We start from the raw sequence: 18,181 nt of genomic DNA on the forward strand, positions 1-18,181 counted from the left end.
GTGTCGTCGGGGTACGAGGACGCCCGCAACCCGCTCACCGCCGCGCAAGAAGGGATCTGGTTCGGCTCGCGGCTCGATCCGCCGAGTCCGGCCTACCAGACCGGCGAGTACGTGGAACTGCACGGCGAGCTGGACGTCGAAGCGTTCCGCGCGGCGGTGCGCACGGCGATGTCCGAGGCGGACGGCCTGACTGTCCTTTTCGGGCACGACCGGTCCGGTCCCTGGGCCCGCCCCGGCGCGGCCGCCCGGCCGGAGCTGGCGGTCGTGGACGTGGACGGGGACCCGGAACCGCTGATGCGGGCCGAACTGGCGCGGCCGCGCGACCTGGAATCCGGGCCGCTGGTCACCCAGATCCTCTACCGGGGCAAGGGAAACCGGTACGCCTGGTTCTTCGGCTGCCACCACATCCTGCTCGACGGGTACGGGTTCGGCCTGATCCAGCGACGCGTGGCCGAGGTCTACACCGCATTGGCCGGCGGGGCAGCGATCGGCGACAGCCCGTTCCGTCCGATGGCCGCACTGCTGGAGCAGGACGCCGCCTACCGCGCGTCGGACCGCTTCGAGGACGACCGCCGGTTCTGGACGGAACACCTGGCGGGATTGCCGGAGCTGCCCGCGGCGGTCCCGGCGTCGCACAGCTTCCTGCGGGAACACACGGCCGTGCCGGACTTCGCCGCGCTTTCCGCGCTGGCGAAGGAGATCGGCACCGGCTGGACCGAGGTCGTCATCGCCGCGACCGCGCTGTACCTGCACCGGATCTCCGGCGCCGCCGAGATCGTGCTCGGGCTGCCGGTGATGGGCAGGCTCGGCCCGGCTGCCCGCGTTCCGGCGACGACGGTGAACGTGCTGCCCCTGCGCGTCCCGGTCCGCTCCTCGGTCACGGTCGCCGAACTCGTCGCGACCGTGGCGGCCGAGCTGAAAACGACCCGGCCGCACCACCGTTATCGCGGCGAGGACGTCCGCCGTGATCTGGGGCTGCTGGGGTCCCGGCGGCTTGTCGGGCCGTGGATCAACATCAAGCCGTTCCCCACCGAGCTGTCCTTCGGCGGGCTGCGCGCGAGGACGCACTACCTCGCCGCGGGACCGGTCGACGACTTGTCCTTTACCGTGCAGGGTCTGCCGGGCGAGGGCGGGCTCGTCTTGGACATCGACGCCAACCCCGCCGTGCACGACGCCGAAGGAGTGCGTCGGCACGCGAACGGGTTCGCTGCCGTGCTGTCGGCCCTGGGCCAGGCGGCGCCGGAAACGCCGGTCGGCCGCTTCGACGTGACCGCCGACGTGCCCGGCGTGCTGGCCGCCGGGCGGAGCGAGCCGAGTCCGCACGACAGTTTCGACTTGCTGCGCGAGATTCCGCGCGGTGCGGGCGTCGCGGTGGAGGACGCGACTTCCCGGCTCACCTTCACCGAGTTGCACGACCGCGCCGATCGCCTTGCCGCGCGGCTGATCTCCGAGGGGGTGCGTCCGGGCGATCTCGTCGCCGTCCGGCTGCCCCGCGGCACCGGCCTGGTCGCGGCGTTGCTGGCGGTGCTGAAAAGCGGTGCCGCCTACCTGCCGGTCGATCCCGGGTTCCCGGCCGAGCGCGTGGAATTCATGCTCGACGACGCGGGTCCGGTCCTGGTCGTCGATCCGGACTGGCTGGACGCGGGCGAACCGGCCGAACCGGTCGCGCTGCCGGACGTCCCGGCCGACGCGCCCGCTTATGTCCTCTACACGTCGGGTTCGACCGGCCGTCCCAAGGGCGTGGTCGTCACCCGGCGCAACCTCGGCAACCTCCTGGCGTCGTTGCGCGACCGGTTCGCTTTCCGCGCGCGGGACCGGTTCCTGGCCGTCACGACGATCAGCTTCGACATCGCCGCACTGGAGCTGTTCCTGCCGTTGCTGGACGGCGCGACCGTCGTGCTGGCGGATTCCGCCGACGTGCGCGATCCGGCCCGGCTGGCGGTGTTGCTGGACGGGGTAACCGCGATGCAGGCCACGCCCTCGCTGTGGCAGGCCCTCGCCGAGTCGGTTCCCGAGGCGCTGCGCGGCATCCGGGCGCTGGTCGGCGGCGAGGCGCTGCCCCCGGCGCTGGCGAAGCTGCTCAGCCGGATCACTGCCGGGGTCACCAACCTGTACGGCCCGACGGAAACGACGATCTGGTCGACCGCGCACGAGATCGGCCCGGCGGACGCGCAGCGGCCGCTGATCGGGCGGCCGCTGCACAACACCCACGCCTACGTTCTCGACGCCGCGCTGCGGCCGGTGCCGCCCGGCGCGACCGGCGAGCTGTACCTGGCCGGTTCGGGCGTCGCGCTCGGCTACCTCGGCCGGGCGGGGCTGACCGCGTCGCGGTTCGTGGCGAATCCCTTTGCGCGCGGCCGGATGTACCGCACCGGCGACCTCGCGCGCTGGACTGATGACGGTGCCCTCGACTGTCTCGGCCGCACCGACCATCAGGTCAAGGTCCGCGGTTTCCGCGTGGAGCTGGGCGAGATCGAAGCCGTGCTCGGCCGCGCGCCGGGCGTCGGCCACTGCGCGGTCGTCGCCGCGGGCGCCGGGCTGGCCGGATACTACGTGCCGGCCGGCGAAACCGGCGATCTCCGTGCCGAACTGTCCCGGCACCTGCCGGACTACATGGTGCCCGGCCTGCTCGTGCCGGTCGCCGAATTGCCGTTGACTCCCAACGGAAAGGTCGACCGTCTCGCGCTGGCCGCCCGTAGGCACACCGGCTCCGGCCCCGCCGCGGCCGATCCGCGAGCGGCCCGGCTGAGCGAACTGTTCGCCGACGTCCTCGGCGTGCCCGGGTTCGGGCCCGGCGACGACTTCTTCCGCTTCGGCGGGCACTCCCTGCTCGCGCTGCGCCTGAGCACGCGCCTCGGCGCGGAGTTCGGCGTGGACGTCCCGATCGCCGCGATCTTCGACGCCCCGACCCCCGCCGAACTGGCGGACCGGCTGACCGGCCTCGCCCCGGCGCGGCCGGAGATACCGGTCGCGCCGCGCCCGGACCGCCTGCCGCTGTCGGCCGGGCAACGGCGGCTGTGGCTGCTGCAATCCCTGTCCGGCCCGGACAGCGCGGCCTACAACCTCCCGCTGAGCCTGCGCCTCCGCGGCGATCTCGACCGCGCCGCGTTGCGGGCCGCGCTCGACGACGTCGTCGCCCGGCACGAGCCGCTGCGCACCGTCTACCGCGAGACCGACGGCGAACCGTGGCAGGAAATCCTTCCGCCGCAACAGGTTCCGTTCGACGTGCTGCCCGCGGCCGCCGCCGCGCGGCTTCTCGACCTCAGCCGCCGCCCGTTTTCGCTCGCGGACGAACTGCCGATCCGCGCGTCCCTGATCGCGCTCGGCGAGGCCGACCATCTCCTGCTGCTCACCGTGCACCACATCGCCACCGACGAATGGTCGCTGCGGCCGCTGCTGGCCGACCTCGAAACCGCCTACGCCGCGCGCACCGCCGGTAACGCTCCACAGTGGACTCCGCTGGCCGTGCAGTACGCGGATTACGCGCTGTGGCAACGCTGCCTGCCGGTCGATCTTGATTTCTGGACCGCCGAACTCGACGGCCTGCCCGACGAGATCGCCGTCCCCACCGGACGGACCCGCCCGCCTCGCCCGTCCGGTGAAGGCATCGTCCTCGACCTCGACCTGGCCGCCGCGGTGCTGCCGCGGATCCGGGAGCTGGCCGCGGAAACCGGCACCAGCGTGTTCATGGTCCTGCACGCCGCCTTCGCCGCCGTGCTCGCGCGGTGCGGAGCCGGAGAGGACGTGCCGATCGGCGTGCCGGTGGCGGGGCGCGCCGCCGAAACGCTCGATCCGCTGATCGGCTTCTTCGTCAACACGGTCGTGCTGCGCACCGACCTGTCCGGCCGCCCGACGTTCCGGGAGCTGCTGGCCCGCGTCCGCCGCACCGGCCTCGCCGCCCTGGCGCACGACGACGTCCCGTTCGACGAGGTCGTCGACCGCCTCGCGCCGCCGCGTTCGACGTCCCGGCACCCGCTGTTCCAGGTGCTGTTCGCCTACCGCAACACCCCGGACGGGACCGGCCGGTTCGCCGGGCTGGCCGCGGAGACCGAGCTGGTGCCCACCGCGACGGCGAAGGTCGACCTGACCCTCAACGTCACCGAGACCGGCGGCGGGCTCACCGGATTCCTCGAATTCGCCCGGGACCTGTTCGAACCGGACGAGGCCGCGCTGTTCGCCGACCGGTTCGCCCAGGTGCTCGGCGACCTGCTGGCCGCGCCCGACGAGCCGGTGGCCGCGCTCGACGTCCGGCTGCCCGGGGAGCGGCTCGCCCCGGACACCGGCCACGCGGTGCCGGACACGACCCTGACCGCGCTGCTGGAACAGGCGCTCGCCGAGCACGCCGGCCGCGAAGCGCTGGTGTTCCGCGATGCGCGCCTGGCTTACCGCGATCTCGACCGCCGCACTGCGCGGCTGGCGGCGGCTTTGCAAGACCGCGGCGTCGGCCCGGAGTCGGTGGTCGCTGTCGTGCTGCCGCGTTCGCTGGAACTGGTTGTCGCGCTGGTCGCCGTGCTGCGCGCCGGTGGCGCCTATCTGCCGGTCGATCCGGACCAGCCCGCCGAGCGGATCCGCGAACTGCTCGCCGACGCCGCCCCGGCCGCCGTCGTCACCGCGGAGGACCTTCCGGCGGCGGACGGGTTCCGCCCCGCGACGGTTCAGCCCGGCAACGCGGCTTACCTGATCTACACCTCGGGTTCGACCGGCCGTCCCAAGGGCGTCCTGGTCGAGCATCGCGCGATCGTGAACCGATTGCGGTGGATGCGCGAGCGCTACGGCTTCGGCGAGGACGACCGGGTGCTGCAGAAGACCCCGGCCACCTTCGACGTTTCGGTGTGGGAGTTCTTCCTCCCGTTGCTCAGCGGGGCGGCGCTGGTGGTCGCCGAACCCGGCGACCACCGCGACCCGGAGCGGCTGGCCGCGCTGATCGAGGCGGAACGGGTGACGACTGTCCACTTCGTCCCGTCGATGCTGGCCGCGTTCGTCGCGGCCGGAGTGCGCCGCGACCTCGGTTCGGTGCGCCGCGTGTTCTGCAGCGGCGAGGCGCTGCCCGCCGACCTGGTGCCGCGGGCGCGGGAGGTCTTCGCCGCGCCGCTGCACAACCTCTACGGCCCGACCGAAGCCGCCGTGGACGTCACCGAATGGGACACCGCGGCCGAGGACGGCGTCCGGCCGGTCCCGATCGGCGTGCCGGTCTGGAACACCGGCGCGCACGTGCTCGACGCCGGGCTGGCGCCGGTGCCGGACGGCGTCGCGGGGGAGCTGTACTTGTCGGGGGTGCAGCTCGCTCGCGGTTACCGCGGCCGTCCGGCGCTCACCGCCGAACGGTTCGTCGCGGCACCGGACGGCGGACGGCTCTACCGCACCGGCGACCTGGTGCGGCGCCGTCGCGACGGGGCGCTCGACTACCTCGGCCGGACCGACCACCAGGTCAAGATCCGCGGTCAGCGCATCGAACCGGGCGAGATCGAAGCGCGGCTCGCGGCCCGGCCGGACGTCGACGCCGCCGTGGTCGTGGCCCGGGCCGGGCGGCTGATCGGCTACTGCGTGCCCGAGACGGCGGACGTCTCCGCCGCGCTGAGTGAACTGGCGGCAGCGCTGCCCGCCGCGATGGTGCCGTCGGTCCTCGTTCCGCTGGCGGAATTCCCGTTGAGCCGCAACGGAAAGCTCGACCGGTCCGCGCTGCCCGAACCGCCGGGGGAGACCGCGGCCGTCGTCGCGCCGCGAGACGCGCGGGAGGCCGTGGTCGCCGCCGCGTTCGCCGAGGTGCTGGGGCTCGCCGAGGCCGGGGCCGACACCGGGTTCTTCACCGCCGGCGGCGACAGCATCCTGGCCATTCACCTGGTCGCCGCGCTGCGCCGGGCCGGGCTGACCGTCTCTCCGCGCGACGTCGTCGAGGCCGCGACGGTGGCTGACCTGGCCGCCCGGGCGACGGTCGGTTCCGCCGCGCCCGCGGCAGCCGTCGACCGGACCGGGCCGGTGGCCCCGACGCCGATGGTGCGCTGGCTCCTCGGTCGCGGCGGCCCGATCGACCGTTACAGCCAAGCGGCGCTGCTGCCGGTGTCGCCCACCGCCGACGTCGGCGCGCTGCTGATCCGGCTGGTCGCCCGGCATGATTTCCTCCGCGCCCGGCTGACCGGTGACACACTCGAAATCGGCGAACCGCGCGAGGTTCCGCTCCGCTCGGCACCCGCTGACGCCGACCCGAACGCCGAGTTGGCCCGCGAAGCCGCCGCGCTCGACCCGCGCGGCGGGACCATGCTGCGGGCGGTCCTCCTCGGCACCGACCGGCTGCTGCTGGTCGCGCATCACCTCGTCGTGGACGCGGTGTCGTGGTCGGTCATCGCCGCCGACCTGGAAAGCGGAGTTCCGGACCGGCCCGCGGAATTCGCCGCCCGGCCGTGGGCCGCCGCGCTGGCCGCCGACGAGGCCGAGTTGCCGTTCTGGACCGAGATGGCCGGGGGAACCGGTGTCAGGCTGCGTACCGGCCTGGTCGGCGACCTGCGGCACGTGGTCGCCGAGTTGCCCGCAGAGGTGGTCGCGGGCATCGCGAGCGCGTTCCACACCGGTGTCCGCGAAGTCGTGCTGGCGGCGCTGGGCCTTGCCGTGCGCGAGGTCTGGGGCGAAACCGCTCTGCGCGCCGACCTGGAAGGCCACGGCCGCGACGGTGTCCCGGGCGCGGACACCGCCGTAGGCTGGTTCACCAGCCTGTATCCGGTGCGCGTCGGTCTGGACGGTACCCCGGAGCAGGTTCTCCAGCGCGTCAAGGAAACCCTGGCCGCGGTCCCGGGCGACGGCAGCGGCTACGGCCTGCTGCGCGACCGCGTACCCGGCGTGCCCCGGCCGTTCCTGGTCAACCACCTCGGAACCGCTCGTCCCGGCCAGCTGTCCGGCTTGGACTTCCTGGCCGGTGGAGCCGATCCGGAACTGTGCGCGAGCCATCCGGTCGAAGTGTCCACTTTGGTCGAAGACGGGGTGCTGAAAGCACGCTGGTCCTGCTCGCCGGACGTCGATCTCGACGCGCTGCTGGCGGCTTGGCGGCGCGCGGTCACCGCACTGACCGGAGGCGGCGGGCACACCCCGTCCGACTTCCCCCTCGTCCGGCTGACGCAGTCCGAAGCGGACGCACTCGGCGAGGTCGAGGACGTTCTGCCGGTCACCCCGCTGCAGGCCGGTTTGCTGGCACAGGACGACGAAACCGACGTCTACACGGTCTTGCTGTCGTTCGACCTGGACGGCGACCTCGACGCGGCCTGGCTGCGCACGTGCGCCGAGAAGCTGGTCCGCCGCCACCCCGCCCTGCGGGCGGAATTCCGCCCGCGCACGGACGGCGATCCGATCCAGGTCGTGCGCCCGGCACCGGAATTGGCTTGGCAGGAAGGCGAAATCGCCGTCGAAGAGTTCCGGCGTGCCCGGTTCGACCTCGGCAGCGCGCCGCTGATCCGCTTCGCGCTGGCGCCCGTCGCGCCCGGTCGTCACCGGTTGCTGGTGTGCCATCACCACATTCTCCTCGACGGCTGGTCGTCCTTGGCGCTCGCGCGCGAACTGTTCGCGACCTACGCCGGTGCCGAGCCCCCGGCCCGCCGTCCGCATCGCGACCAGCTGACCTGGCTGTCCACAGTGGACCGTGACGCCGACGAGGCCGCTTGGGCGGAAGCACTGTCCGGGTTGGACGAACCCACGCTGCTCGCCCCCGGCGGAGCCGCTCCGCAGTGGCCGGAGCAGCTGGACCGCACTCTCGACGCGGAGGTGACCGCGCGGGTGGCGGCCCGCGCCCGCGAGCTTGGCTGCACGGTGAACACCCTGGTCCAGGCCGCCTGGGCGATCCTGCTGGGCAGGCTCACCGGCCGCGCCGACGTCGTGTTCGGCACCACGGTTTCCGGCCGCCCCGCCGACCTGCCCGGCAGCACCGAGATGGCCGGGCTGTTCATCAACACGCTTCCGGTGCGCGTCACCCTCCGCTCCGGCGAACCGGTCTCCGCCCTGCTGTCCCGGGTGCTGCGCGAACAGGCCGGGCTGCTGGAGCACCATCAGATCGGCCTCGGCGAACTGCAGCGGATCGCCGGAATCGGCACTCTGTTCGACACGCTCGTGGTCGTCGAGAACTATCCGGCAGCCGCGGACTGGGACGCCGGCCCCGCAGTGCGCGTCGCGGGCGGGCCGCCGGTCGACGCCACGCACTACCCGGTCACGCTCGTCGTCGCACCCGAGGAACAGCTTTACGTCGGCATCAAGTACCAGCCCGGTTTCGGCGCGCGGCGAGCGGCGGATGTCCTCGACCGGTTCGTCCGCGTCCTCTTGGACCTCCTCGCCGACAGCGCGCGTCCGGTCGGCACGCTCGGCATCGCCGACCCGGCTGAACACGCGCTGGTCGTCACGAAGTTCAACGACACCGGGGAAATCGAGCCGCACGGGACCCTCGCCGACGCGTTCCGCACCCAAGCCCGCCGGACGCCTGACGCGCTCGCCGTCACCGATGAGCACACTCGGCTGACCTACGCCGAGCTGGACGCGGCGGCCCGCGGCCTGGCCGGAGCGCTCGTCGCTCGCGGGGTCGGCGCGGAGTCCGTCGTCGCGCTGGCGCTGCCGCGGTCGGCGCAGCTGATCGTCGCGATGCTCGCCGTGCACAAGGCCGGCGGCGCTTACCTGCCGATCGACCTCGCCCACCCGGCCGAACGGGTCGCGGGCGTGCTCGCCGAAGCGCAGCCGACGCTGATCCTCACCACCGATGCGCACTACGACGGGTTCGAGCACCTGTCCCTGACCGGATTCGAGCCGTCCGGCACCGCCGACGTCGAAGTGCGCCCGGGCAACGCGGCCTATGTCATCTACACCTCGGGTTCGACCGGCCGTCCGAAGGGCGTGGTCGTCGCGCACGAGAGCGTGCTGCGGCTGGTCGAGTGGGGGCGCCGCGTCTTCGGCGCCGAAGGGCTTTCCCGGGTGCTCGCCGCGACTCCGGTGACTTTCGACGTCTCGGTGTTCGAGATCTTCGCTCCGCTCCTGTCCGGCGGCCGGATCGACGTCGTCCCCGACATTCTCGCACTGGCCGACGCTCCGGCGGGCGAACGGCTCAGCCTGGTCTGCGCGGTCCCGTCGGCGGTCGCCGGTGTCTTCGCGCAGAACCTCTCCGGCCTCGAAGTCGGCACGTTCGCCCTCGCCGGTGAAGCCTTGTCCGCAGACCTGGTGCGGTCGATCCGGGCCGCCGCGCCCGAGGCGAAACTGGTCAACATCTACGGGCCCACCGAGGCCACGGTCTACGCGACCAGCTGGCCGGTCGTTGCCGGTGAGCGGGTGCTGATCGGCGCGCCGCTGGACGGCTGCCGCTGTTACGTGCTCGACCGCGACCTCAACCCGGTGCCGCCCGGCGTCGCGGGGGAGTTGTACCTGGCGGGCGGCCTGGCTCGCGGCTATCTGGGCCGCCCGGCGCTGACCGCGGAACGGTTCGTCGCGGATCCCTTCGGCGGGCCCGGCGGCCGGATGTACCGCACCGGCGACCTCGCCCGCTGGACCGAAGACGGCCGGATCGACTACCTCGGCCGCGCCGACCACCAGGTCAAGGTGCGCGGTTTCCGGATCGAACTGGGCGAGATCGAGCACGTTCTCGCCGCTGCCCCTGGCATCACCGGAGCTGCGGTCGTGGCGCGCGGGAACACGCTCACCGGCTACGTCACCGGTACGTCCACTGTGGACCTGACAGCGCACTGCGCGGACCGGCTGCCGTCGTACATGGTGCCGAACGCGATCATTGCTCTTGAGCGTTTCCCGTTGACTCCCAGCGGAAAGCTCGACCGGGCCGCGCTGCCCGAACCCGCCGCTCAGATCACCGGATCCGGGGACAGCAATCCCACGGCGGCTGTCTTCGCGGGTATCTTCGCCGACGTCCTGGACTTGCCGTCAGTAGGGGAGCGGGACGACTTCTTCCGTCTCGGCGGCGACAGCATCCTGTCGCTGCGCGTGGTCGGCCGCGCCCGGGCAGCCGGGCTGGCGGTCCGCGCCCGCGACGTCGTCGAACTCGGCACGCCTCTGGCGCTGGCCGAACGGACCGGTGCGATCGAGGCGGAACTGCCCGTCGAAGAGCCCGCCGAAATCGCGCGCACCCCGATCATGGCGTGGGCGGCCGAACGCGGCGGCGACCTCGACCGGTTCGCCCAGTGGCTGGTCGTCACGACACCGGCCGACCTGAACGATCTCCAAGAACGCCTCGGCACCCTCTTCGCCCGGCACCCGGAACTCGGCGCCCGCGGCCTGGTGCCCGGCCGCACCGCCGCGCCGAAGGTCCGCGTGGTCGAGGACCTGACCGGCGAACGCGAACGCGCACTGTCCGAATTGGACATCGAAGCCGGGGTCCTGTTCCGTGCGGTCTGGTGCCCGCCGGAGCGGAAACTGCTGCTGGTGGCCAACCACCTCGTGGTCGACGGCGTCTCCTGGCGGATCATCCTGGACGATCTCGCCGGGGCTCCGGCAGGGCGGAGCAGCAGTTTCGCGCGCTGGGCGAGGGAAGCCGTCCGGGTCGAAGCCGACCCGGAAGCTTGGCGGGCGGCCCTGGCCCGGCCGTGCCCGAAGCTCGGCCGCCGTCCGGTCGATCCGGCGGCCGACCTCGTCGGCACGGCCGCGAAGTTCGAGGTCGAACTGCCGTGGGCCGGGCTGTCCGACGTGGCGGTGCGCGCGCACGGCACCGTGCAGGACGTCCTGCTCGCCGCGCTGGTGACCGCGGCCGGGCAGCCGCTGCTGGTGGCCGTCGAAGGGCACGGCCGCGCCGACCTGGGCCTGGACCTCTCCCGCACGGTCGGCTGGTTCACCTCGCGCTACCCCGTCCCGCTCGACCCGGCGGACGATCCGGTCGCGACGCTCAAGGGCGTCAAGACCGCGGTGCGCGGCCTGCCGGGCGGAGAACTGGCCGGTCTGCAGTACGGCAAACTGCGCTATCTCGACCGCGTGCCGGGCCTGCCGGAGCCCGAGGTCGGCTTCAACTACCTCGGCCGGTTCACCGGCGGAGACGGCGACTGGACCGTCGCCGAGCCGATGGGCGGGCACGCCGATCCGTCGACGGCGGTCGCGGCGGCACTGGAGATCAACGCCTCGGTCGACGGCGACGTCGTCCGCGCGTCCTGGGCGTATGTCCCCGGCATCCTCCCGGAACCCGAGGTGCGCGCGCTGGCCGAACGGTGGCGGCACGCCGTCGCCGGCCTCGTGGAAGCCGTGCGCGAGCCGTTCCACACCCCGTCGGACTTCCCGCTCGCCGAGCTGAACCAGTCCGATGTGGACGAACTCGGCGCGGTCGAGGACGTCCTGCCGCTGACGCCGTTGCAGACCGGCTTGCTGTTCCTCAGCGACTACGAAGCCACCGGACCCGACCCGTACCTGATGCAGCTGCGGCTGGAATTCGGCGGCCCGGTCGACGGCGAACGGATGCGCCGTGCCGCGGCGGCACTGCTGGCCCGGCACGCTGCCCTGCGCGCGGGCTTCCGCCACACCACGTCGGGCGTGCCGGTCCAGTTCGTCCCCGCCGCACTCGAACCCCGCTGGGCCGAACACCCCGGCGGCGACGTCGAAGCACTGGCCGCCGCCGAACTGGCGGACCGGTTCGACCCGGCGGACCCGCCGCTGCTGCGGCTCGCCCTGGTCGGCCGCACGCTGCTGCTCACCGCGCACCATCTGCTCTACGACGGCTGGTCGGGCCCGCTGCTCGTGGGCGACCTGCTGGAGGCCTACCGCCGGGACGGGGCGCCGACGCGGGTGTCCCGGCCGTTCCGCGACCACCTCGCCTGGCTGTCCACAAGGGACAGTGCGGCCACCGAAAAGGCCTGGCGCGCCGCGCTGGCGGGCTTCGACGAGCCGACGCTGCTGGCCCCGGCGGCCGCCGGCGAGCGGATCGGCCGCCAGTTCGAGACGACGCTGCCGGATCTCACCCCGCTGCTGCGGGATGCGGGGCTGACCCTGACCAGCGTCGTCCAGGCGGTCTGGGGTCTGCTGCTCGGCAGGCTGACCGACGCCGAAGACGTCGTGTTCGGCACGGTCGTCTCGGGCCGTCCGGCCGAAGTGGACGGCGCCGACGCCACGATCGGCTTGTTCGCCAACACGATCCCGGTGCGCGTCCGGACGGACGGCACGCGATCGCTGCCCGAACTGGCCGCCCGGATCCAGGCGGAACAGGCCGCGCTGCTGGGCCATCAGCACGCCGGTCTCGGCGACATCCAGCGCTTCACCGGAACCGGCGAGCTGTTCGACACCCTGCTCGTCGTCCAGAACTACCCGCTGGACAACGGAGTTTCCGGCGAGCTGGACCTGCGCTCGGTGCGCGCGTCGGACGACACGCACTACCCGCTGGCGCTGGTCGTCGAACCGGGCGGGCGGGTCACCTGGAAGTACGCGGAGAACGCGTTCGGCCCGGGAGAGGCCGAGCGGATCGCCGAACGGTTCACCCAGCTCTGCCGCAGGCTGCTCGCGAACCCCGATCAGCCCGCGGGCGAGATCGACGTGCTGTCCGCGGCGGAGCACGAGGAACTGGCGGCGGCGAACGACACTGCCTGTGCCGTTCCGGACCTGACGATCGCGCAGCTGTTCGCGCGAGTGGCCGGGACCGAACACCCCGCAGTGATCGACGGCGGCACCACGCTCACCTACGCCGAGCTGGATCGCCGGTCGACCGAACTGGCGCACACGCTCGCCGCACGAGGCGTCGGACCCGAAGCCGTGGTGGGGGTCGAACTGCCGCGATCGGCCGACCTGATCGTCGCGCTGATCGCCATCCAGAAGGCGGGCGGCGTCTACCTGCCGCTCGACCCGAACTATCCAGCGGAACGCCGGGCCGCGATGATCGCCGACGCGGACCCGGTGCTGATCCTGCGCGATCTCGGCCTGCCGCCGGAGGGCCGCCCGCTCGCGCCGGTGCCGTCCACCGCCGCGGGCGCGTACATCATCTACACCTCCGGCTCGACCGGGCGGCCCAAGGGAACGCTGGTCAGCCACGCCGGGGTCGCCAGCCTGGTGCACACGATGACCGAGGCGTTCGGCGTCGGCCCGGGCAGCCGGGTCCTGCAGTTCGCGTCGGTCAGCTTCGACACTTCGGTGTGGGAGCTGGCGATGGGCGTGCTGACCGGCGCGGCGCTGGTGATCATTCCCGACGACGAACGCGCGGGCGAGCCCCTCGCGGCGTTCCTGCGCGAGCACCGCGTCACGCACGCGACCCTCCCGCCCGCCGCGTTGGCGTCGATCCGGCCCGAGCAGACGCCGGATGACCTCGTCGTGATCGCCGCCGGGGAAGCCTGTCCGCCCGCGCTCGCCGCGGAATGGTCGGCGCGGCGCCGGATGTTCAACTCCTACGGCCCCACCGAGACCACAGTGGACATCACGTTGTGGACGTGCGGGCCGGAGGACGGCCCGGGTCCGGTGCCGATCGGCGGCCCGGTGCACAACACCGCGGTGTACTTGCTCGACCGGCGGCTGCGGCCGGTTCCGCCCGGCGCGGTCGGCGAGATCTACGCGGCGGGCACCGGACTGGCGCGCGGCTACCTCCGCGCACCCGGCCTGACCGCGGCCCGGTTCGTCGCCGGGCCGGACGGCACCCGGCTCTACCGCACCGGCGACCTCGCCCGCCGTCGCGCGGACGGCGCGCTGGTGTACGTCGGCCGCGCCGACCACCAGGTCAAGGTGCGCGGGTTCCGGATCGAGCTGGGCGAGGTCGAAGCCGTGCTGTCCGCCTGCCCGGGCGTGCGCCGGGTCGCCGTGCTCGCGGTCCCGGACGCCCGCGGCGCCAACCGCCTGGTCGCCTACGTGGCGGGCGAAGCCGATTTCGCCGAGGTGCGCGCGGCCGCGTTGACGAAGCTGCCGGACCACATGGTCCCGGCGGTGTTCGTCGCGGTGCCGGAGCTGCCGCTGACGTCCCAGGGCAAGCTCGACCGGCGGGCGCTGCCCGCCCCGCCGGAACCCGCCGCGACCGGAGACCTGACCGGCGCGACCGAAGCCGAACGCGTGCTCGCCGGGATCGTCGCGGACGTGCTGGGCCTGCCCTCGATCGGCCTCGACGACGACTACTTCGCACTCGGCGGCGACAGCATCCTGTCGATCCAGGTGTCCGGCCGGGCCCGCGCGGCCGGACTCGACATCCGGCCAAGGGACATCTTCGACCGCAAAACGGTGGCGAACCTCGCCGCGCTGGCCGCCGCACGGACCCCGGCCGAGGCCGCCGCGCCGGAGGTCGCCGCCACCGGCCCGGTCCCGCTCACCCCGGTGATGCACTGGCTGCGCGAACTCGACGGCCCGATCGCCCGGTTCAGCCAGGCGCAGCTCCTGGCCACCCCGCCGGGCCTGACCGAGGCCGAGCTGACCGAGCGCGTCCAGCAGGTCCTGGACCGGCACGACATCCTGCGCTCCCGGCTGACCGGTTCGGCTCTGGAAGTGCCGCCGCCCGGCACCGTCCGCGCCGAGGACGTGCTGTCCCTCGGCGAGCCGGACGTCGAGGCGGCCGCCGCGACCCTGGACCCGGAGCGCTACGGCCAGGCCCGGTTCGTCTGGCAGCCGGACCGGCGCCGGTTGCTGGTGCTCGTCCACCATCTCGCGGTGGACGGCGTCAGCTGGCGCGTCCTGCCCGCCGCGCTGGCCGGCGAGCAGCCTGGGACCGGGACGTCGTTCCGGGCGTGGGCGCACCGCCTCGCCGAAGCGGGGGAGAACGGCGAGTTCGCGGAGGAACTGCCCTACTGGCGGGCGGCTCTCGCCGACGCTCCGGTCCAGCCCGGTCTCGGCGAACCCGATCCCAAACTGGACCGCGTCGGCACGGCGAAACGGATCCGCCGGGTCCTCCCGGCGGGGCAGACCGAACCGCTGCTGACCACCGTGCCCGCGGCTTATCGCGCGGGCGTCCAGGACGTCCTGCTCACCGCGCTCGCCCTGGCGGCGGCCAAGCGCGGGCCGAGAGAACTGGTGGTGCAGCTCGAAGGCCATGGCCGCACCGAACTGCTCGACGGCGCGGATCTGTCGGCCACCGTCGGCTGGTTCACCACCGCCTATCCGGTCCGGCTGCGATTGACCGGTATCGACGTCGCCGACGCGCTGCGCGGAGGCGACGCGGCCGGACGCGCGTTGAAGACGGTCAAGGAACAGCTGCACGCGGTGCCGGGCGAGCAGGGGCTCGGGTACGGAGTGCTGCGGTATCTCGACCCTGCCGCCAGCGCCGAACTCGCCGCCTTCGACGCTCCGCGGATCGGCTTCAACTACCTCGGCCGGTTCGCCGTCCCGGAGTCCGAACAACCGTGGGCGCCGGCGCCGGGCAGCGTCGGCGTCGACGGCTCCACCGAACCGGACCTGCCGATGGCGCACGCCCTGGAAATCACCGCGGTGGTCACCGAGCACGACGGACAGCCCGAGCTGACCGTCGACTGGACCTACGCCCCGGGCGCGGTCGCCGAGACCGACGTCCTGGCGCTCGCCGACGCGTGGGCCGACGCGCTCGCCGCACTCACCGACCACACCGCGGGACCGGGCACGGGCGGGCACACCTCGTCCGACTTCGGCCTGGTCTCGCTGAGCCAGCAGCAGATCGACCTGCTCGAAGCGAAATGGGGAAAGGCATGACGCACGGGGGATTCGAGGACGTTCTCCCGCTCACACCGCTGCAGGAAGGCCTGTTCTTCCTGTCCTCCCTCGACCGGGAGGAGCAGGACGTCTACACCGTCCAGCTGCGCTTCGAGCTGGGCGGGACGGTGGACGCGGACCGGCTGCGGGCGGCCGCGCAAGCCTTGCTGGACCGGCACGCGAACCTGCGCGTGGCGGTCACCGCGACCGGTGTCGAACGGCCGGTGCAACTGGTGCTGCGCCGGGTCGAAGTGCCCTTCGCCGAGGTTGTCGCGGCCGATCGGGCCGAGGCCTGCCGGATCGCCGAGACCGACCGCGCGAGGCGCTTCGACCCGGAACAGCCGCCGCTGATCCGGTTCACTCTGGTGCACCTCGGCGACGACGAGCACCACCTCCTGCTGACCCACCACCATCTGCTGATGGACGGCTGGTCGGGTCCGCTGCTGGGCCGGGACCTGTTCGCCCTCTACGCGTCCGCGGGCGACGCGTCGGTGCTGCCGCGCGTGCGTCCGTACCGCGACTACCTCGGCTGGCTCCACGCCCAGGACCGGTCCGCCGCCCGCACCGCTTGGCGCACCGCGTTGTCCGATGTGGACGGTCCGACGCTGCTCGTGCCGGAAGGAAGCCGTTCCGGCGTCGCGGTTCCGGACCGGATCGGCCACCGGCTGTCCACTGAGGACACCGAAGGGCTCACCGCGTTCGCCCGGCGGCGCGGCATCACTCTCAACACCCTGATGCAGGCCGCCTGGGGCCTGGTGCTGGGCCGGGCCACTGGCCGCGGCGATGTCGTCTTCGGCGTCACCGTGCACGGCAGGCCCGCCGATCTGCCCGGCGCGCACGAGATGGTCGGGCTGTTCATCAACACCGTCCCCGCGCGGATCACCGCGCGCCCGGCCGAGACCACGGCCGCGTTCCTCAGCCGGGTCCAGTCCGAGCAGGCGAACCTGCTGGAACACCAGCACCTCGGCCTCACCGAGATCCAGCAGCTCGCCGGCGGCCGCGACCTGTTCGACAGCCTCCTGGTGTTCGAAAGCTACCCCGTCGACCAGGACGAATTGGCCCGTACCCAGCGCGAGGCCGGGCTCGACGTCCGCTCCGTGACGACCGCCGACGCCGCCCATTACCCGGTCGGCCTCACGGTGATTCCCGGTCCACGCCTCGAAATCGGCCTGTCCCATCGCGCCGATCTGGTTTCGGCGGAGCGTGCGGATCACCTGCTGCGCAGCGTCGTCACCGCCTTGCTGGCCTTCGCCGACGACGCGGCACGGCCGGTCGGGCAGCTGCCGCTGCTGCCCGAAGACGTTGCCCGCACGGTAATCCGCGACTGGAACGACACCGCCCACCCCGGGCCGGTCACGACGCTGCAGGACCAGTTCGCGGACCGCGTGCGGCAGTCCCCGGACGCGCTCGCGGTGATCGCCGAAGACACCCGGTGGACCTTCGCGGAGCTGGACCGCCAGGCCGCCCGGTACGCCGGAATACTGGCTGCTCGCGGGATTCGCCCGGGCGACCGGGTCGCGGTCGCGGTTCCCCGGTCGCCGGAGCTGGTCGCGGCCCTGTTCGCGGTGCACCGGCTCGGCGCGGTGTTCCTCGCCGTCGAGCCCGGACTGCCCGAACAGCGGATCCGTCATCTCGTCGAGGATTCCGGGGCCGCGCTGGTCGTCACTCCCGAGCTGCTGGCGGAACCCGCGGATCCGGTCGCCGGGACGACCGCGGTCCCCGGCTCGCACCCGGCGTACGTGCTGTACACGTCCGGTTCGACCGGCCGTCCCAAGGGCGTGGTCGTCTCGCACGAGGCGATCGCGGCCAAGATGGCATGGTTCGCCGCGGCCGTGCAGCCGGGCGACGCGGACCGGATGCTTTTCAAAGCCCCGGTCTCGTTCGACGTGTTCCTCACCGAAATGTTCTGGCCGGTGTACTCGGGACGGCCCGTCGTGCTCGCCCGGCCCGACGGCCACGGCGACCCCGCTTATCTGGCCGGTCTCATCGTCCGCGAGGCCGTCACCGTCGTCAACTTCGTGCCGTCGATGCTCGGTGCGTTCCTCGCCGAACCGGCCGCGGCCGCGGCGACGTCGTTGCGGCTGGTGTCGGTCGGCGGAGAAGCGTTGCAGATCGGCCAGGTGCTGCGCACTCGCGAAATCCTGCCCGCCGCGACGCTGCTCAACCTCTACGGCCCGACCGAGACGGCCGTCGACCTCGTCGCGTGGGACACCTCCGCCGAGGACGGCAGCCGTCCGGTCCCGATCGGGCGGCCGGTCCGCGGCACCCGCGCCTGCGTCCTCGACGCCGCCCTGCGCCCGGTCGCGCCCGGCGAACCCGGCGAGCTGTACCTCGCCGGGCCGCAGCTGGCCATCGGTTACCTCGGCGCGCCCGGACTGACCGCGAGCCGGTTCGTCGCGAACCCCTTCGGCCCCGGCCGCCTGTACCGGACCGGCGACCTGGCCCGCTGGAACTCCGACGGCACCCTCAGCTATCTCGGCCGCACCGACCAGCAGGTCAAAATCCGCGGCGTGCGGGTGGAACCCGGCGAAATCGAGCACGCGCTGACCGCGCTGCCCGACATCCGCGACGCGGCGGTGGTGGTCCGGTCCGGCGAACTGGCCGCCTACCTCAC

At 73.2% G+C, this 18,181-nt stretch carries 2 protein-coding genes (1 of these 2 cut by a window edge); both read left to right on the plus strand.

All coding sequences use genetic code 11. From position 1 onward, the window contains the following. Positions 1 to 15,567, plus strand: coding sequence for a non-ribosomal peptide synthetase (locus BM362_RS24055; RefSeq protein ID WP_167545408.1), 15,567 nt, complete (start codon positions 1 to 3; stop codon positions 15,565 to 15,567). Continuing rightward, positions 15,564 to 18,181 carry the beginning of a non-ribosomal peptide synthetase gene (locus BM362_RS24060; RefSeq protein WP_167545409.1) on the plus strand. It continues 10,606 nt past the right edge of the window, so 2,618 of the gene's 13,224 nt are visible here — the first part of the coding sequence; it begins with the start codon at positions 15,564 to 15,566; its stop codon lies beyond the right edge, outside the window. Before BM362_RS24055 ends, BM362_RS24060 begins: the two co-directional genes overlap by 4 nt.

Source organism: Amycolatopsis rubida, from assembly GCF_900115345.1.
Lineage (GTDB): Bacteria > Actinomycetota > Actinomycetes > Mycobacteriales > Pseudonocardiaceae > Amycolatopsis > Amycolatopsis rubida.